Genomic DNA, 17,366 nt, shown 5'->3' with positions numbered 1-17,366 from the left:
AGGAGGATTTAGGTGGAGACATCCAAAACACCGGCGACGTCGGGAGCCGGCCAGACCGGCGTCTCGCCGGTGCAGGACGAACGAGTATGGAAAGCGGGCCGGCTCGAGCCGATGCCCATCCGGTCATTACCCGACGCGCCTCCCTCGGTGCACATCCTCGGCCCGACCGTGTTCCTGGTCGCGCTGGGCGTGGGCATGGGCGAGTCCTACATGTGGCCCCGGCTGGTTCTGCTCTTCGGGCCCGAGATCCGCTGGCTCTTCCTCATCGGCGTCACCCTCCAGGCCGTGGTCATGCTGGAGATGGCCCGATACGCGATGGCCACGGGGGAGAGCATCTTCTTCGGCGCGGCCCGCGTCTTCAAGCCGCTCATGTGGTTCTTCTTCACGGTCGCGATCCTGGTCTACATCTGGCCGGGGCACCTGTCAGCGGGCGCCGCGGCCTTCGAGAAGATCACCGGAATACCCTGGGTGGTCACGGCCTGCGTCGGGCTCATCCTGGTCGGCATCGTGTTCAGCCTGGCCAAGGTGATCTACAACCTGCTCGAGAACGTGTTGTCGATCCTCATCGGCGTGCTGGTCATCGGAACCGCGATCATCGCGGCGATGGTGGGCAGCTGGTCGGACCTGTCCAGCACGATCACCGGCATGTTCGCCTTCGGCTACATCCCGGACGGGGCACTGTCTCCCACGTGGTTCCCCGTCATCGTCGGCTCGATCGCCTTCGCCGGTCCCTCGGGGATGCAGCAGATGTGGTACACCCTGCATCTGCGCGACTCCGGGGCCGGCATGGGCTCGCACATCCCGAAGATCCGCGGGTTGCGGCACGCCGGTGAAGAGGAGGCCATGCCCGCGCGTGGCTTCATGTTCGACACCGACAACCCCGAGGAGATGCGCAAGTGGAAGGGCTGGCGGCGCTGGGTCACCTTCGACGCCTTCCTGCTCTTCTGGGGCATCACCATGCTGGTGACCGTCTCGTTCACGGTGCTCGCCCAGGCGGCGTCACGGCAGAACTCGAACGTCAAGGAACTGATCCTCGCCGGTGACAGGGAGGCGTCGCTCAACGCGATGTCCGACTCCTTCGCCTCCGCCGGCAGCTCGGTGCTCGGTGCGGTCTTCCTCGGCTTCATCGCGCTGATCGGCCTCAACGCCACGCTGGGCCTGTTCGACTCCTTCTCCCGGGGGCAGGCGGACATGAGCTACCACTTCGTGCCCGGCGCCAAGAAGTTCGGCATCTCCAAGCTCTACGCCGGCTTCCTGTGGGGCGTGATCGTCTTCGGCATCCTCATCCTGCTGTTCGGGCCCGCGGACGGCCCCGGAGCGATCCTCGACACGCTCGCGTTCCTGTCGACGTTCGCCATGGGCGCCTACTGCGTCACCCTCCTGCTGGTGAACAACCGGATGTTGCCCAAACCGATCCGGCCCAAGCTGTACACGAACCTGATCATCGGGTTCGGTGCGGTGTTCTACCTCGGGATGTTGTTCTACAGCGTCTTCAAGTACGGCGTGGTGCTGTGATGACCGATGTCCGCTCCCGGGTTGAGGTCGCCCTGCCCGGACTGCTGATCGGGCTCGTCGCGGGCGCCATGGCCGGCGGACTGACTCTCGTCGCGGGACACTCCGCGACCTGGGCGCTGGTCTCCGCGCTGTCACTGGCCGTTCCTCTCGGCCTGCTCGGGGCGGGGTACGGCATGCTGCTCGGCCGGAACCTGTTCCAGCCCGGCGTGTTCGCTCCGGCCGGCGTCTACTGGCTGGTCGGCTTCCCACTCGGCCGGCTCGTCCAGGAGACGTTCACGAGCCAGGTCGTCTTCGGCCGGGTCGCGCTGTCGGACGACCTGCCGGCCTTCCTCGCCTTCCAGGCCGTCGTCAGCCTCGGCTTCGCGATCGGCTTCGTCTGGCTGCACGAGCGCCTGGCGCCGTACTGGCTCATGCGCGTCGCGGATCGCAATCCGATGGCACACGAGCTGCTCGGCCGCTATGTCGCGCACGCTGAGACCCTCTGGCGGGCGCGAGAGCAGAGGCGGGCATTCAGGCGCCGTGAGAAAGGAGCACGATGAACCTGCCCGTGTGGGTATGGCTGGTCACGGTCGGCGGCTTCCTGTCCATGTTCGCCATCGACTTCTACCTCATCTCCCGCAATCCGCGGCAGCCGTCCTTCCGTGAATGTGTCTGGTGGGTGTCCTTCTACGTCCTGCTCGCGGTGATCTTCGGCCTGGGCATGGTGTTCGTCGCCGGCCCGACACACGGCGGCGAGTTCTTCGCCGGCTGGATCACGGAGTACTCCCTCAGCGTCGACAACCTGTTCGTCTTCCTGATCATCATGAGCCGCTTCTCCGTGCCCCACAGGTATCGGCAGAAGGTGCTCATGACGGGAATCGTGCTGGCACTCGGCATGAGGGGCGCCTTCATCGCGGTGGGCGCGGAGGCGATCACACGGTTCGACTGGCTCTTCTACATCTTCGGAGCCTTCCTCGCGTACACCGCGTACAAGCTGATCACCGAGAAGGAAGAGGAGGCCGACTTTTCGGAGAACCTCGCCCTCCGCACGGTCAAGCGGCTCGTGCCGTCCACCGACGCCTACCACGGTGCCGCGATGACGACGCGGATCGACGGGCGCAGGCTCGTCACCCCGATGCTGATCGTGATGGTGGCGATCGGGACCTCCGATCTCCTGTTCGCCCTGGACTCCATCCCGGCCATCTTCGGCCTGACGAAGGAGCCCTACATCGTGTTCACGGCCAACGTCTTCGCCCTGATGGGCCTGCGCCAGCTCTTCTTCCTCGTGGGAGGGCTGCTGGAGCGGCTGGTCTACCTCAACAAGGGCCTGGCGGTGGTCCTCGCCTTCATCGGAGTGAAGCTCGTGATGGAGGCCCTCCACCATGACGGCGTCTCCTGGGCGCCCGAGGTGCCCATCGTGGCGTCCCTCGGCGTCATCATCGGCACGCTGGCCCTCACCACGGTCGCCAGCCTGCTGAAGTCGCGCCGCGATCGCAGGAAGGACGTCGAAGTGGAACGGGATCAGGTGTCCGTGGACACCTGATCGACGGCATCGCGGCCATGGGCGGGAGGCCTCCACTCCGGAGCCTCCTGCCCATTGGTCATGGGGAGACGTCGATCCTGTGGTCGCCGGCCCAGTCCGCGAGGTAGCGCTCCACGCCGTCGGCCGAGCCGTGCTTGCGCATCGCGGCCGCCAGTCCGACGCCGATCATCCGGCCGTCCGCCGGATGTCCCGCCGGCTCCTGGAGGAGTGCCCGGAATCTGTCCATGAGCGTTTTCATCGAATTCTTCCTTCCTCGATCTCTCCGTGCCCGGTCTGATGTCCGAGACGTGCTCCCGCCCTCGGTCCCTGCGCCTCCGGCCTGCGCGAACGCCGAACGGCCGGCGCCCCCCGGGCTTCGGCGGGCCACTATTTCGGTGCCATTGAAATTCTCTACCCGAGGTGTTTCAACCAAACGGAGCCTTCGTGAATTCCATGTCAATTCCGAGAATCCGGGACGCCGTCTCAGGAGGCCGGCGAATCTGGCACGCCAATTCCGCAGGTGCGCCCGCGTCGTCCGCCGGGCGGATCTCGGCACGAAAGCGGGGGACTTATTCGGCTGATCGCCCGCCGTGCGCATCAATGGCTCGCCTGGCGCGTTTCCAGGAAACGCGCCAGGCGTGAATGTCTTTCAGTATGCCTTTCTCTGGTCCTTCACTTGGGAGAACGCGGCCTGCGGCGTCGCGTGGGCTCCGGCGCCGACTCGACCGGCTCGGCCTGGCGCTGCTCCAGGTAGGAGTCGCGGGTGTGCTCGGTGTGCTTGCGCATGATGTCGGCAGCGCGGTCCTCGTCGGCCGCGGCGATGGCGTCGACCAGCTCGGTGTGCTCGCTCCAGGAGTCCCGGCCCCGCTTGCGCGCCACCGGCGTGTGGTACCACCGGACCCGCCGGGACACCAGGGAGGCCAGCTCGGCTAGCACCTTGTTGCCGGAGAGCTCGGTGATCGCGGCGTGCAACTCGGAGTTGATCGCGACCGACATGTCGACGTCGTCGGCGTCCACCGCGGCGAGGCCGCGGGCGCACAGCGCGCGAAGCCGCTGGACGCCGTCGGGGGTCGAATGGCGGGCGGCCAGCTTGGCCGACTCGGTCTCCAGCAGCGTGCGCACGGCGAGGAGCTGATCCGCCTCCTCCACGGTCGGCGCGTGGACGAACGCGCCGTGACCGGGGTGGAGATCGACCCAGCCCTCTCCGCTCAGCAGCTGCAGAGCCTCTCTGATCGGCTGCCGGGAAACACCGAGAAGGCCCGCGAGTTCGCTTTCCGCGAGGTGTTGCCCGGGCTTGAGATGCCCGGTGAGGATGAGTTCGAGGAGCGCCTCGAATACGCTCTCCCGCAGCGGTACGGGCCGCGCGATCTTGGGAGCGGCTCCCTGGTTCGCCAATTCCGTCCGCAACATGTCCATCACTCCAGAATGACGCGACAGGAGCGGCCGAATGCCGCATATATCCCGTCACTGTTTCTCGTAGACCGCCTACAGCATACAGTTGAACGCTTGCCCGCCGTCTGTGAAGCCAATCACATGCCCGCCGGCAGTGTCGCCGGACATCCAGGACGGCGCAGCCGATGACTCACCACCAGCGAAAGCACGGCGGCCATCGCCATTCCCACGAAGACCGTCGCCTGGCTCCCGGACGTGAGCGCCGCATAGGCGAGGCCGACGCCGAGGACCCCCGCCACGGCCTTGGTGCTGTAGACCACCCCATGGATCTCGGCCGTTCGCTCCTGACCGAAGAACTCCCGGACGAGGCTCGCGATGAGCGGGTAGAAGGCGCCGCCGCCGAGCCCCGCGAAGACCGCCGCCACGAAGATCAGGCCGGTGGAGCCCGGCGTCGCCCCCGCGGCGAACAGCGGTTGTCCCACGGCCAGCAGGGCCAGCACCGCGCTGAGCACGCGCCTGCGGCCGAACCGCTCCGAGGCGACCATCGCGCAGGCCCGGCCGGCCCCGTTCAGGGCGATGAGAAGGGTGAGGGCGAGCCACGAGGCCGGCGCCTCCAGCGTGGCCAGGACGACGACGTCGAAGATGGAGACCGCGCCGGCCAGGACGAGGATCGCCACCAGACCGGACAGGGCCCCCGTCCGCAGCGCCTGGCCCGTGGAGAACTCCCGCAGCGCCGGGGGAGTCCTGCGCAGCACCAGGCTGTCGAGTGCGTGATCGCGCGGATCGACGTGGGAGGGCCACCAGCGCGGAGGCGGGAGCCGTACGAACCGGGCGGCGAGCCCGATGGCGGCGACCGCCACGACGGCCGAGACGCCGAACGCGGCACCCAGATGATCGGGACCGGCGCCGGCGACCACGGCGAGGGGCGCGGCGCCGTAGGCGAACGCGCCGGTCGCGAAGGCCACCTGAGTGCCCGGGCGCTCCGGGAACCACCGGGAGACGACCTCCGTGCACACGCCGTAGACCAGCCCGGCGCCCGCCCCGCCGAGCAGGGCGTACCCGGCCAGGATCATCGCGGCGCCGTCGGCGAGGGCCAGGGTGAGCAGGGCCGTGCCGGTCAGTACGGCGCCCGCGCCGAGGGCGGCGCGCACACCGAGCCTGCCGCCGCGCACCAGGTACGCCGTGGGGAAGGCGACGACGGCCTGGCAGACGATCCACACGGCCAGCGGCGCGAGGACTCCGGCGACGGACCGGTCTCCGGGACCGAGCAGTCCCGGCACGGCCGCCGCGTAGCCGTACTGCAGGGGGGCGATCGCGATCATGGCGGCCCACGGCAACCAGAGCATCCATGACCTCGGTCGATTGATCAGGTCGCGGGGCGACTCGCCGACGAGATAGGCGCGGCCCTGCCAGTCCCGGACGACGTTTGGTTTCTCCATACTGTATGGAATATCCCGAGACCGGGGCGGCTGTCGAGACCCTGGACCAAGTCGATTCCATACGGTATACAGTCTACGAGCCCCCTTAAAGGAGACCCCCATGGACCTGTACGAGTACCAGGCCAAGGAGCTGTTCGCCCGGCACGGGATATCGGTTCCGCCGGGCCAGGTCGCGGCCACCCCCCAGGAGGCGCGCTCGATCGCGGCGGAGCTGAGGGCCCCGGTGGTCATCAAGGCCCAGGTGAAGACGGGCGGCCGGGGGAAGGCGGGAGGAGTGCGGCTCGCGCCCGGTCCCTCGGCCGCCGAAGATGAGGCGCGGCGGATCCTCGGGATGGACATCAAGGGACACACCGCCCACACCGTGCTCGTCGAGAAGGCCACGGGCGGCTTCGAGGAGTACTACGCGGCTTATCTCGTCGACCGGGCCGACCGCACGCTGCTGGCCATGGTGTCCAGCGAGGGCGGGATGGACATCGAAGAGGTGGCGGCGACCAAGCCCGAGGCGCTGGCCCGGATGCCGATCGACGCCGCGTCCGGCCTCGACCTCGAGACCGCCCGCCTGCTGGCCTCCCGCGCCGGCCTGCCCGAGGACGTCCAGGACGCGGTGGCCGCCACGCTCGTCCGCCTGTGGGAGGTCCTGGTCGAGGAGGACGCGCTGCTGGTCGAGGTGAACCCGCTCGCCTGCACCTCGGACCGCAGAGTCCTCGCGCTCGACGGGAAGATCACCCTCGACGCCAACGCCGCGTTCCGGCACGACCACGCGGCCTTCGCCGACGGCTCCGACGACGGCGGCCTCGAGGCGAGGGCGCGGGCCAAGCACCTCAACTACGTGAAGCTCGACGGCCAGGTCGGCGTCATCGGCAACGGGGCCGGGCTGGTCATGAGCACGCTCGACGTCGTGGCCTACGCGGGCGAGCGGTTCGACGGCGTACGGCCGGCCAACTTCCTCGACATCGGAGGCGGGGCCTCGGCCCAGGTGATGGCCGACGGGCTGGAGATCATCCTGTCCGACCCCGACGTCCGGGCGGTGCTGGTCAACGTCTTCGGCGGGATCACGGCCTGCGACGCGGTCGCCAACGGCATCGTCACCGCTCTCGAGGTCCTCGGAGAGGGCGCGCGGTGCCCGATCGTGGTCCGGCTGGACGGCAACAACGCCGAGCTCGGCCGCGAGATCCTCGGTGACGCGGGACACCCGATGGTCCGCGTGGTCACCACCATGGACGGCGCCGCCGAGCTCGTCGCGGAGCTGGCCGCCGCGTGAGCACCGCCAGGAGCGCCGAAGTGAACGCCGGCAGCGACGCCCGTACGACCGACGTGCGCCGCGGAGAGGAGCAGCGACGATGGCGATCTTCTTGACCAAGGACAGCAAGGTGCTCATCCAGGGCATGACCGGCGCGGAGGGCACCCGCCACACCGCCCGGATGCTCGCGGCGGGGACCGACATCGTGGCCGGGGTGACTCCCGGCAAGGGCGGGCAGGCGGTGGACTTCGCAGAGCGCCGGGTGCCCGTCTTCGGCTCGGTGGCCGAGGCGATGGCCGAGACCGGCGCCGACGTGTCGGTGGTCTTCGTGCCCCCGAGGTTCGCCAGAGGCGCGGTCGAGGAGGCCGTCGACGCGGAGATCCCGCTTTGCGTGGTGATCACCGAGGGCGTCCCCGTCCACGACACGCTGCGCTTTTGGGCACGTGCCCGGGCGACGGGGAAGACCAGGATCATCGGGCCCAACTGCCCCGGCCTGATCAGCCCCGGGCAGTCCAGCGCCGGCATCATCCCGGCCGACATCACCTCCGCCGGCCGTATCGGCCTGGTGTCGAAGTCGGGCACGCTGACCTACCAGCTCATGTACGAGCTGCGGGACATCGGTTTCTCGACGGCGGTGGGCATCGGCGGCGACCCGGTCATCGGGACGACGCACATCGATGCGCTGCAGGCGTTCCAGGACGACCCGGGCACCGACGCGATCGTGATGATCGGTGAGATCGGCGGCGACGCCGAGGAGCGGGCGGCGGCCTACATCGAGCAGCACGTGACCAAGCCGGTCGTGGCCTACGTGGCGGGGTTCACCGCGCCCGAGGGCAAGACCATGGGTCACGCGGGCGCGATCGTGTCCGGTTCGGCCGGTACGGCCCAGGCCAAGAAGGAAGCGCTGGAGAAGGTCGGCGTCCGCGTCGGCAAGACCCCCAGCGAGACCGCCCGCCTGATGCGAGACACCGTCCAGACCCGCTGAAAGCCCGGATCCGCCCGCCGTGACGCGCCGGGCTCCCGACCACCCGACGGCGACCACCCGACGGCGACCACCCGACGGCGACCACCGTCGGAGGCATCGTGACGTTCCTGGAGGCATCGTGAAGTTCGACGTCAACCTCTCCATCCTCTTCACCGAGCTGCCGCTCCTGGAACGTCCGGCCGCGGCGGCCAAGGCGGGGTTCGACGCGGTGGAGCTGTGGTGGCCCTTCGACGGCCCGGTTCCCGAGCAGCGTGAACTCGACCGGCTCCAGCGGGCGATCGAGGACGCCGGGGTCCGCCTCGCCGGGCTGAACTTCGACGCCGGCGACATGGCCGCGGGGGACCGGGGCCTGCTGTCCCGGCCGGACGGGTCGGCGCGGTTCCGCGCGAACATCGACGTCGCGGTCGGCCTGGCCGGCGCACTGGGCTGCCGGGTGCTCAACGCGCTCTACGGGAACCGCGTACCCGGCGAACCCGCGCAGGCGCAACGCGAGCTGGCCCTGTCCAACCTCTCCCTCGCGGCGCGGGCCGCGGCGGGGATCGGCGCCACGGTGGTCGTCGAAGCGATCAACTCCCACGAGAACCCGCACTATCCGATCTGGTCGTCCGCCGCAGCCTTCGAGGTGATCGACGAGGCGGGCGCCCCCAACCTCGCCTTCCTGGCCGACCTCTACCACCTGCACCGGATGGGCGAGGACGTGATCGCCCTCATCGACACGCACTCCGCCAGGTTCGGTCACGTCCAGATCGCCGACGACCCCGGGCGGGGCCAGCCGGGGACCGGGGCCATGCCGTACAAGCAGATCTTCGAGCGCCTGGAGGCCGTGGGATACCGCGGCCACGTCGGTCTCGAGTACCGGCCCGTCGGCGCGAGCGCCGAGAGCTTCGCATGGAGGAACGGATGAACATCGCATTCGTCGGGCTCGGGATCATGGGCAGCCCGATGGCGGCCCATCTGGTGCGGGCCGGCTTTACGGTCGTCGGCTACGACGTCAGCGCAGAACGGCTCGCCGCCCTGGCCGCGATCGGCGGCAAGACCGCCTCCGGCGTCGCCGAGGCGGTGGCGGGCGCCGATGTGGCGATCACCATGCTGCCCGACTCCCCCCAGGTGGAGGAGGTCGCCTTCGGCGAGGACGGCCTGCTCGCGCATGCCAAGCCCGGGTTGTTGTACATCGACGCGAGCACCATCAAGCCGGAGACCTCCCGCAAGGTCGCGCAGGAGGCCGCGGCCAGGGACGTCGGCGTGCTCGACGCGCCCGTGAGCGGCGGGGAGCGCGGAGCCGTGGACGGCACATTGTCGATCATGGTGGGCGGCCGGGCCGAGGACTTCCAGGCGGCCCGCGAGATCCTCGGTCACCTCGGCACGACCATCGTGCACGTCGGGCCGCACGGCGCCGGGCAGACGGTCAAGGCCGCCAACCAGCTCGTGGTCGGCGGGATCTACGGCCTGGTGGCGGAGGCGATCGTGCTGCTGGAGGCCTCGGGAGTCGATCCCGGCCCCGGCATGGACGTGCTCGCCGGAGGCCTGGCCGGCTCCCGCATCCTCGATCTCAAGCGCCAATCCATGATCAAGCGCGAGTTCGCGCCCGGCTTCCGCATCGACCTCCACCACAAGGACATGGGCATCGCGGTCGCGGCCGCCCGCGAGGCGGGGGTGTCCCTGCCGCTCACCGGCCTGGTCGCCCAGCTCGTCGCCGCGGCGAAGGCCCAGGGCCACGGGTCGCTCGACCATTCCGCACTGCTCAAGGTGATCGAAAGGATCAACTCGTGAACGAGCGAAGCGCGACAACCGACACGCGCCGCACGACTTCGCGCACGCTCCCCGAGGAGGCCAGGTGAAGCGGATCCCCTGCATGGAGGCGGCGGTCGCCGTCATGGAGTCCGAGGGCGTCGACACCGTCTTCGGCATCCCCGGTGCGGCCATCCTACCGCTCTACGCCGCGCTGCAGCACAGCTCCATCCGGCACATCACGGTCCGGCACGAGGAGGGCGGCACCCACGCGGCCGACGGCTGGTCCCGCGTGACCGGCAACGTGGGCGTCTGCATCGGCACGTCGGGACCGGCCGGCACGAACATGATCACCGGCCTGTACACCGCGCTGGCGGACTCCATCCCCATGATCTGCATCACCGGTCAGGCGATGCGCGGCAAGCTGCACCAGGAGTCCTTCCAGGCCGTCGACATCGTGGAGATCGCCAAACCGGTGACCAAGTGGGCGGTGCAGCTCAAGGAGCCCGCGCAGGCGCCGTGGGTGTTCCGCGAGGCCTTCCGCATCGCCCGCTCCGGGCGTCCGGGGCCCGTCCTCATCGACCTGCCGATCGACGTGCAGCGCGGCACCTGCCTTTACGACCCCGAGCTCGACGGCCCGTTCCCCGTCGACGTGCCGGAGCCGCGGGCGGAGGCCGTCCGAGCGGCCGTCGACCTGCTGATGGAGGCGCAGCGGCCGCTGATCCTCGCCGGCGGCGGCGTCGTCATCGGGGACGCGTCGGCCGAGTTGCGCGCCCTCGCCGAACACCTGCAGGTGCCGGTTCAGGTCACGCTCATGGGCAAGGGAGCCTTCCCCGAGGACCATCCCCTCTTCGCGGGCATGGCCGGAATCCAGACCCAGACGCGGTGGGGGAACGCGGCGTTCCTGGAGAGCGACCTGGTCCTGGCGGTCGGCGCGCGCTTCGGCGACCGGCACACCGGAGACCTGGACGTCTACCGGAAGGGCCGTACCTTCATCCACGCCGACATCGAGCCCACCCAGATCGGGAAGGTCTTCGAGCCCCACCTGGGGCTGGTCGGCCACGCGCGGCCGACGCTGGCCGCCCTCGGCGAGGAGGCCCGGCGCCACACCTCGCCGAAGAAGCCGGGACGCTGGGTGAAGCAGGTCGAGAAGCTGCGCACCGCGCTGCCACGGCGGGACGACTTCGACGACGTGCCGATCAAGCCGCCCCGCGTCTTCAAGGAGATCAACGAGTTCTTCGGCCAGGACACGACCTTCGTCACCGCGATCGGCCTCTACCAGATCTGGTCGGGGCAGTTCCAGAAGACCTACCTTCCCCGGCGCTACCTCGTGTGCGGGCAGGCGGGCCCGCTGGGCTGGGAGGTGCCGGCCGCGATTGGCGTCAAGTGCGCCCATCCGAACCGGCAGGTCGTGGCCGTCGTCGGCGACTACTCCTTCCAGTTCCTGATGGAGGAGGTCGCGGTCGCCGCGCAGTACCGCATCCCGTTTGTCATCGTGATGATCAACAACGAGTACCTCGGGCTGATCCGGCAGGCCGAACTGCCGTACGACATGAACTACGCCGTGGACCTCCACTACGGCGAAGGCGGGATCGACCATGTGAAGGTCATGGAGGCCTTCGGCTGTCCCGCGCGCAGGGTCGAGGTGCCCGGCGACATCCGCGACGCCCTCGCCTGGGCCACCGCCGAGGCGGAGCGCGCACAACTGCCCGTGCTGGTCGAGGTGATGGTCGAACGCGAGGCCAACGCCGCGATGGGGCCGTCCCTCGACGCGATCAAGGAGTTCGAACCGCTTCCGGAACTCGCCCTCGCCATCGACTGGTCCGACTGAGGAGAACGCGCATGCCACTCCTGCTCAAGCCCGGCACCACCTGGACCGACGCCTACAGCCGATGCCGTTCGGCGGCGCCGGAAGCCTTCCATGACGACAGGGTGCTCAACCACTGGGCCGGGATGTGGCAGCGTGACGGCCGCCCGGCGCCGGCGGCGTCGCCCGTCGACGGGACCACCATCGCCGGCCCCCCGCGCCTCGACCGGTCCACCGCGTCGAGGGCGGTGCGGGCGAGCCTCGACGAACACCAGCAGTGGCGGCACGTGCCGCTCGCCGAGCGCAAAGCTCGTGTGGCGGCCACGCTGGACGCGATGACCGCGCATCGGGAGCTTCTGGCCCTGCTGCTGGTGTGGGAGATCGGCAAGCCCTGGAAGCTCGCCCTCGCCGACGTCGACCGGTGCATCGAAGGGGTGCGCTGGTACGTCGCAGAGGCCGACTCCATGGTGGAGGGGCGCGCCCCGCTGCAGGGGCCGGTCAGCAACATCGCGAGCTGGAACTATCCGCTGAGCGTGCTGATGCACGCGATGCTGGTGCAGACCCTCGCCGGCAACGCCGCGATCGCGAAGACGCCCACGGACGGCGGGCTCGCGTGCCTCACCCTCGCGTGCGCACTGGCCGTGGGCGAAGGGTTGCCGATCACCCTGGTGAGCGGCGGAGGCGCCGAGCTGTCCCCGGCGCTGGTCCGCAGCCGGGAACTCGGGTGCGTCTCGTTCGTCGGGGGGCGCGACGCGGGGGCCAAGGTCGCGACGTCTCTCGCCGACCTCGGCAGGAGGCACATCCTGGAACAGGAGGGCCTCAACTGCTGGGGGGTCTGGGAGTACAGCGACTGGGACCGGCTGGCGGGCCAGATCCGCAAGACCTTCGACTACGGCAAGCAGCGGTGCACCGCCTACCCGCGGTTCATCGTCCAGCGCGCGTTGTTCCACGACTTCCTGGCGGCCTACCTCCCGGCCGTCCGATCGGTCCGGTTCGGGCATCCGCTCGCGGTGGAGTCGGCGGACGACCCGCTGCCGGAGCTCGACTTCGGCCCGCTCATCAACAACACCAAGGTGAAGGATCTGGCCGATCAGGTCGATGAGGCGATCACGATGGGTGGGGTGCCGCTCTACCGGGGTTCGCTGGCCGACGGCCGGTTCCTTCCCGGCCAGGACACCTCCGCGTACCTGGCGCCTGTGGCGATCCTGGCCCCGCCCGGCTCGTCGCCCCTGCGTCACGCGGAGCCGTTCGGGCCGGTCGACACCATCGTGGTGGTCGACACCGAGGCGGAGTTGCTGGCCGCGATGAACGCCAGCAACGGCGCGCTGGTGGCGACCATCTCCTGCGACGAGGAGGAGACCGCCATGCGGCTGGCCTCCGAGGTGCGGGCCTTCAAGGTGGGGGTCAACGCGCCTCGCTCGCGAGGAGACCGGGAGGAGTTGTTCGGCGGGCTCGGCGCCTCGTGGCGCGGAGCGTTCGTCGGAGGGGAGTTGCTGGTCAGGGCCGTCACACTCGGGCCGGAGGGCGAACGCCTGCCCGGCAACTTCCCCGGTTACACCGGTCTGCCCCACTAGGGAGCGCACGCCTCGCGTCGAGGGATGTTCCGGGGCCGGGGTCCTGGTGCGCACGAACCGGGACCCCGGCGGGATGATGGACGGCGTCGTCATCACCGAGCCGCAAGAAGGGGACCATGAAGGGCCACGTCGTCATCGCGCCGGACAAGTTCAGGGGGTCGCTGACCTCGCCCCAGGTGGTCGCCCATGTGGCGGCGGGGCTGGGGCCCGTGCCGGTGGTCGGGCTGCCGGTCGCCGACGGCGGCGAAGGAACGGTGGACGCCGTGGTGGCCTCCGGCTACACCCGGGTCGAGGTCGAGGTGACCGGCCCCACGGGGGAGCCGATCCTCGCGTCGTACGCCGTGCGCGACGAGGCCCATGACGTGCCCGGAGAAGGTGCGGCGTCCCCCCGGGTCGGTGGCAGGGTGGCGGTGATCGAGCTCGCCGAGGCGTCAGGGCTGCGGAGGCTGCCCGGTGCGCCCGCCCCGCTCACCGCGACCAGCTACGGGACCGGGGAGCTCATCGCCCATGCCGTACGGCACGGCGCGACGAGGATCGTCCTCGGGCTGGGCGGCAGCGCCTGCACCGACGGGGGAGCGGGCATGGTGCAGGCGCTGGGCGCGCGGCTGCTGGACGAGGACGGCGAGGAGTTGCCCTTCGGCGGCGCCGCGTTGCGGCGGCTCGACCGGATCGACGCGTCGGCGCTCGTACAGCCGGCTCCGGGTGACCCGGCAGCGGGCGGAACCGGGGTCGGCGGAGTGGAGTTCGTCGTCGCGAGCGATGTGGACAATCCCCTGCTCGGGCCGTACGGCGCCGCCGCGGTCTACGGGCCGCAGAAGGGCGCGTCACCGGAGGACGTGGCCGTGCTGGAGAAGGGCCTGGCCAGGCTCGCCGCCGTCGCGGTTCACACGCACGGCCTGACGGGGTCGATCGAGCACGACGGCGTGGTGCGGAGCATGGGGGTCGCGGGCCGCCCGGGCGCGGGCGCGGCCGGGGGCGTGGGTTTCGCCGCGCTGGCCTTCCTGCGGGCGGAGGTCCGGCCCGGGATCGGGTACCTGCTCGAGTTGCTGGACTTCGACCGCCAGGTCGAAGGCGCACGCCTGGTCGTCACGGGCGAGGGATCGATCGACGAACAGTCGCTGCGAGGCAAGGCCCCCGTGGGCGTCGCGGCGGCGGCCGCCAAGCATGGGGTGCCGGTCGTGGCCGTGTGCGGGCGGCGGTCCATCGGCGACGCCGAGCTACAGGCGGCGGGGATCGAGGCGGTCTACGCCCTGACCGACATCGAGCCCGACGTCCGGCGTTGCATCGCCGAGGCGGGACCACTGCTCGAACGCATCGCCCACACCATCGCCGCCACCCACCTGCCGTGATCATGCACAGGTTCGTGATCAAGTGCTCCCACCTGCGCCTTCCCCCGGAGTGATCATGCAGGGATTCGGTGAAAGGCCTGCCGGCCTGGGCGTACCCGATTCGTGATCATGCGCAGATTCGCGGAGAGGTGGGCGGATCAGGGAAAACACCCTGCGTGATCATGCGAGTGGTCGTTGAGGGGCGCGTTCCTTGAACGGAGTACCGGCCTTGGAAGGGGCGTTCAGTGGGCGGGTGATGATGGGTGAATGCATGATCGCGTAGCCCTTAAGCGCAGGTCGGCAGGGGTGAATGCGAATCTGTGCATGATCACGAACTGAGAACGCCCAGCTCAATGAGGCTTTCCGCGAACCCGTGCATGATCACGCGGGAGGAAGGTGCGGGTCGGTGGGGGTTTCGCCGAGCCTGTGCATGATCACCAACCAAGGGTGGGCAGGTCGGTGGCCGTGATCGCGAACTTGTGCATGATCACGCCCGGGGGGTGGTTTGGGTGATCTCGGATGTGGGGTCTCGGAGTTCTGGGTTCACGCGCTCGAAGAGCGCCAGGATGAGCACTCCGCCGAGCACCAGCAGGGCTGCTCCGACGCGGAAGGCCATGACGTAGCCCGCCGTCATCGCGATCTCCGGGGGCACGCCGTGCCGCATCGCGTCCCCGGCGTGACGGAGCGCGAGGGTCACCAGGACGGCGAGACCGAGGGCACCGCCGACCTGCTGCATGGTGTTCTGCACCCCCGAGGCCAGGCCGGAGTCCTGGACGGTGACCCCGTGCAACGCGGCGGTGGTCGCGGCCGGCATGGTGGCGCCGGCGAACACCCCGAACACGATCATCCCCGGCAGGATCCCGCCGGGGTACGACGCGTCGATGTCGATCATGCTCGTCAGGAGGAGCCCGACCCCGGCGCCGACGAAGCCGGCGGAGGTCACCGCTCTGACGCCGATGCGCGGAGTCAGCGTGCTGCCCAGGCCGATGCCGGTTCCGATGGCGATCCCGAGGGGCAGCCAGGCCAGCCCGCTCACCAGCGAGGAGTAGCCCAGCACCCGCTGCTCGAACAAGGTCAGCATGAAGGTGTAGGAGATGAACGCCGCCATGAAGAACAGGGAGACGACGTTGATGACCGACCTGGTGCGGTTGGCGAAGAAGTCCAGCGGGACGAGCGGATTCTTCGCGCGGCGCTCGACGACGACGGTCGCGGCGAGCAGGCAGCCGCCGGCGGCGAGCGGAAGCACCACCGCCGCGGACCCCCAGGGGTGCTCGGCCGCCTGCAGCAGGCCGTAGACGACGGCGACGAGACCCGCGGTCGAGGTGATCGCCCCGGCGACGTCGAGCCGGTGGTCCTTCTCGCGCACCATCCGGCTCTCGGCGACCAGTCGCGGCAGGATCAGGAGGACCACCACGGCGACCGGGAGATTGATGAAGAAGATCCAGCGCCAGGTCGTCAGATTGGTCAGGACGCCGGAGATGACGTAGCCGAGGGTCCCGCCGAGCGCCACGAGCCCGCCCCAGATCCCCAGCGCCTTCGCCCGCTCCTTCGGATCGGTGAACAGCAGCGCGATCAGGCCGAGTGAGGCGGGGGCGGCGATCGCCTCGGCGATCCCCTGGGCGAACCGGCCGGCGATCATCATCCCCGGAGAGACGGCGGCCCCGCAGACGGCCGAGGACACCGCGAAGACGACCACGCCGGTCAACAGCAGGCGCCGCCGGCCGAAGACGTCGGCCAACCTTCCGCCGAGCAGCAGCAGTCCGCCGGCCGCGAGCACGTAGCCGCTGACGACCCAGGTCAGGCCGGATTCGGAGAAGCCGAGGCCGTCCTGGATCAGTGGCAGCGCCACGTTCACGACGGTCATGTCCAGCAGGATCATGAACGCCAGGCCGGAGAGCAGGGCGAGCACCCACCACCGCCGGGGATGCGCCTCGGGGTCCTCGGCACTCGCCGAGGTCGCGCCGGGGTTCACTGCGGTCACGTCGGTCTCCCTTGAGGATCGATGGGTGTCGGGCCGGCCCCGGTGCCCGGCCGGTCAGCGGTAGAGGCTCGACCCGGTCTCCAGCAGCGACTTCAGGTCGCTCAGCACCTCGGTCCAGCCGCCTCCCGCGTTCTGGACCTGGCCCGCGACCTGTGCCGCCGTCTGCGGCGCGTCCCGCACGTCGTGGGTGATGGTGACCGAGCACACGCCGTCCTGGCCCTCCTCGATCTCGTACGTGAGCTGCGTGACGGGCTCGTCGAGCCAGGTCGGACGCCAGGTCTGCACGAGCCGGCGCGGCGGGTCGACCTCGATGACCTCGCCCTCCACCAGGCAGTCGGCCGGGTCGATGCCGGGCATCTCGTCGCCGGCGAGCGATCGGAAGCCGCCGCCCGGGCGCAGGTCGAACTCGACCACGCCCCGGTAGCCGTAGCGCCGCGTCCATTCCGGGTCGACGATCGCGGTCCAGATCGCCTCCGGGGTCGCCTTGATGTACACGCGATGCACCTGCACGGTCGTGCCGGTCTCGGTGGTGGTCATGGTCTTCTCCAACTCGGTCTTCAGATGGACGAGCGCCGACACCTGGGGCTCGGTGTACTTGTCGATCCAGCGGTCGTGGATGAGCCGGATGGGCACCGCGTTCAGGAAGTGCAGCTTCTCCCGGCCGGACTTGCGTGAGATGACGAGACCGGCGTCCTCGAGCAGCCGGAGGTGCTTCATCACGCCGAACCTCGTCATGTCCACGTCGGACTCGAGGTCGGACAGCGTTCGCCCGTCCCGCGCGAACAGCCGGTCGAGCAGGCGCCTTCGAGTCGGGTCGGCCAGCGCCTTGAACACTCGGTCGTCGTCGGTCACGCGACGAAGTTAGGTGACCAAATG

General features: G+C 69.9%; 15 protein-coding genes. 10 read left to right on the top strand and 5 right to left on the bottom strand.

Translation table 11 applies throughout. From position 1 onward, the window contains the following. Window positions 1-12: 12 nt before the first annotated feature. Genes Psi02_RS23670 through Psi02_RS23660 form a run of 3 tightly spaced genes read left to right on the top strand, consistent with a single transcriptional unit; the run spans window position 13 to window position 3,037 of the window. Window positions 13-1,515 (top strand): Nramp family divalent metal transporter, encoded by a 1,503-nt coding sequence (locus Psi02_RS23670; protein WP_203977722.1) that lies wholly within the window; start codon window positions 13-15, stop codon window positions 1,513-1,515. Continuing rightward, the gene (locus Psi02_RS23665) at window positions 1,515-2,054 is read left to right on the top strand and encodes a hypothetical protein (RefSeq protein ID WP_203977720.1); all 540 of its coding nucleotides are present in this window, start codon (window positions 1,515-1,517) and stop codon (window positions 2,052-2,054) included. The genes Psi02_RS23670 and Psi02_RS23665 overlap by 1 nt, the downstream gene beginning before the upstream one ends. Next, window positions 2,051-3,037, top strand: coding sequence for a TerC family protein (locus tag Psi02_RS23660; protein ID WP_203977718.1), 987 nt, complete (start codon window positions 2,051-2,053; stop codon window positions 3,035-3,037). Before Psi02_RS23665 ends, Psi02_RS23660 begins: the two co-directional genes overlap by 4 nt. 58 nt (window positions 3,038-3,095) lie before the next feature. Here Psi02_RS23660 and Psi02_RS23655 read toward each other — a convergent pair whose 3' ends face one another. From Psi02_RS23655 to Psi02_RS23645, 3 genes are all read right to left on the bottom strand, one after another. Then, on the bottom strand, window positions 3,096-3,275 hold the full coding sequence (locus Psi02_RS23655) for a hypothetical protein (protein ID WP_203977716.1): 180 nt from the start codon (window positions 3,273-3,275) through the stop codon (window positions 3,096-3,098). A gap of 413 nt (window positions 3,276-3,688) precedes the next feature. Further along, window positions 3,689-4,426, bottom strand: coding sequence for a GntR family transcriptional regulator (locus tag Psi02_RS23650; protein ID WP_203977970.1), 738 nt, complete (start codon window positions 4,424-4,426; stop codon window positions 3,689-3,691). A 119-nt stretch (window positions 4,427-4,545) separates the two neighbouring features. Beyond that, on the bottom strand, window positions 4,546-5,847 hold the full coding sequence (locus Psi02_RS23645; RefSeq protein WP_203977714.1) for an MFS transporter: 1,302 nt from the start codon (window positions 5,845-5,847) through the stop codon (window positions 4,546-4,548). Between the two features lie 100 nt (window positions 5,848-5,947). Between Psi02_RS23645 and sucC the strand changes: the two genes are divergently transcribed. The 7 genes from sucC to Psi02_RS23610 all read left to right on the top strand — a co-directional run bounded on the left by sucC (window position 5,948) and on the right by Psi02_RS23610 (window position 14,530). Then, the gene (gene sucC / locus Psi02_RS23640) at window positions 5,948-7,108 is read left to right on the top strand and encodes an ADP-forming succinate--CoA ligase subunit beta (RefSeq protein ID WP_203977712.1); all 1,161 of its coding nucleotides are present in this window, start codon (window positions 5,948-5,950) and stop codon (window positions 7,106-7,108) included. Between the two features lie 79 nt (window positions 7,109-7,187). Further along, a complete protein-coding gene (gene sucD / locus Psi02_RS23635; protein ID WP_203977710.1) occupies window positions 7,188-8,072 on the top strand; it encodes a succinate--CoA ligase subunit alpha in 885 nt (294 codons plus the stop codon). Between the two features lie 118 nt (window positions 8,073-8,190). Continuing rightward, window positions 8,191-8,976: a hydroxypyruvate isomerase family protein gene (locus Psi02_RS23630; RefSeq protein WP_203977708.1), complete on the top strand. Its 786-nt coding sequence runs from the start codon at window positions 8,191-8,193 to the stop codon at window positions 8,974-8,976. After that, window positions 8,973-9,842: a 2-hydroxy-3-oxopropionate reductase gene (locus tag Psi02_RS23625; protein ID WP_308442260.1), complete on the top strand. Its 870-nt coding sequence runs from the start codon at window positions 8,973-8,975 to the stop codon at window positions 9,840-9,842. The genes Psi02_RS23630 and Psi02_RS23625 overlap by 4 nt, the downstream gene beginning before the upstream one ends. Before the next feature lie 64 nt (window positions 9,843-9,906). Next, a complete protein-coding gene (gcl, locus tag Psi02_RS23620) occupies window positions 9,907-11,631 on the top strand; it encodes a glyoxylate carboligase (protein ID WP_203977704.1) in 1,725 nt (574 codons plus the stop codon). An 11-nt stretch (window positions 11,632-11,642) separates the two neighbouring features. Continuing rightward, a complete protein-coding gene (locus Psi02_RS23615; RefSeq protein WP_203977702.1) occupies window positions 11,643-13,181 on the top strand; it encodes an aldehyde dehydrogenase family protein in 1,539 nt (512 codons plus the stop codon). 116 nt (window positions 13,182-13,297) lie between these two features. Further along, window positions 13,298-14,530, top strand: a complete 1,233-nt coding sequence (locus tag Psi02_RS23610) for a glycerate kinase (RefSeq protein ID WP_203977700.1) — start codon at window positions 13,298-13,300, stop codon at window positions 14,528-14,530. 466 nt (window positions 14,531-14,996) lie between these two features. On the opposite strand, the gene Psi02_RS23605 is transcribed toward Psi02_RS23610, so the two are convergent. Together Psi02_RS23605 and Psi02_RS23600 are read right to left on the bottom strand one after the other, a co-directional pair. Next, window positions 14,997-16,490: an MFS transporter gene (locus Psi02_RS23605; RefSeq protein WP_239095101.1), complete on the bottom strand. Its 1,494-nt coding sequence runs from the start codon at window positions 16,488-16,490 to the stop codon at window positions 14,997-14,999. Window positions 16,491-16,544: 54 nt separating this feature from the next. Then, window positions 16,545-17,342, bottom strand: a complete 798-nt coding sequence (locus Psi02_RS23600; RefSeq protein WP_203977698.1) for an ArsR/SmtB family transcription factor — start codon at window positions 17,340-17,342, stop codon at window positions 16,545-16,547. Window positions 17,343-17,366: the final 24 nt, after the last annotated feature.

This window comes from Planotetraspora silvatica (genome assembly GCF_016863315.1).
GTDB lineage: Bacteria > Actinomycetota > Actinomycetes > Streptosporangiales > Streptosporangiaceae > Planotetraspora > Planotetraspora silvatica.
The sequence above is the reverse complement of the archived record's forward strand: the minus strand, read 5'-3'. Positions and strand labels throughout refer to the sequence as shown.

Coding starts and splice junctions, on each gene's coding strand:
- Psi02_RS23665 (WP_203977720.1), top strand. CDS start 1,515: ATGACCGATGTCCGCTCCCGGGTTGAGGTCGCCCTGCCCGGACTGCTG.
- Psi02_RS23660 (WP_203977718.1), top strand. CDS start 2,051: ATGAACCTGCCCGTGTGGGTATGGCTGGTCACGGTCGGCGGCTTCCTG.
- Psi02_RS23655 (WP_203977716.1), bottom strand. CDS start 3,275: ATGAAAACGCTCATGGACAGATTCCGGGCACTCCTCCAGGAGCCGGCG.
- Psi02_RS23650 (WP_203977970.1), bottom strand. CDS start 4,426: ATGTTGCGGACGGAATTGGCGAACCAGGGAGCCGCTCCCAAGATCGCG.
- Psi02_RS23645 (WP_203977714.1), bottom strand. CDS start 5,847: ATGGAGAAACCAAACGTCGTCCGGGACTGGCAGGGCCGCGCCTATCTC.
- sucC (WP_203977712.1), top strand. CDS start 5,948: ATGGACCTGTACGAGTACCAGGCCAAGGAGCTGTTCGCCCGGCACGGG.
- sucD (WP_203977710.1), top strand. CDS start 7,188: ATGGCGATCTTCTTGACCAAGGACAGCAAGGTGCTCATCCAGGGCATG.
- Psi02_RS23625 (WP_308442260.1), top strand. CDS start 8,973: ATGAACATCGCATTCGTCGGGCTCGGGATCATGGGCAGCCCGATGGCG.
- Psi02_RS23615 (WP_203977702.1), top strand. CDS start 11,643: ATGCCACTCCTGCTCAAGCCCGGCACCACCTGGACCGACGCCTACAGC.
- Psi02_RS23610 (WP_203977700.1), top strand. CDS start 13,298: ATGAAGGGCCACGTCGTCATCGCGCCGGACAAGTTCAGGGGGTCGCTG.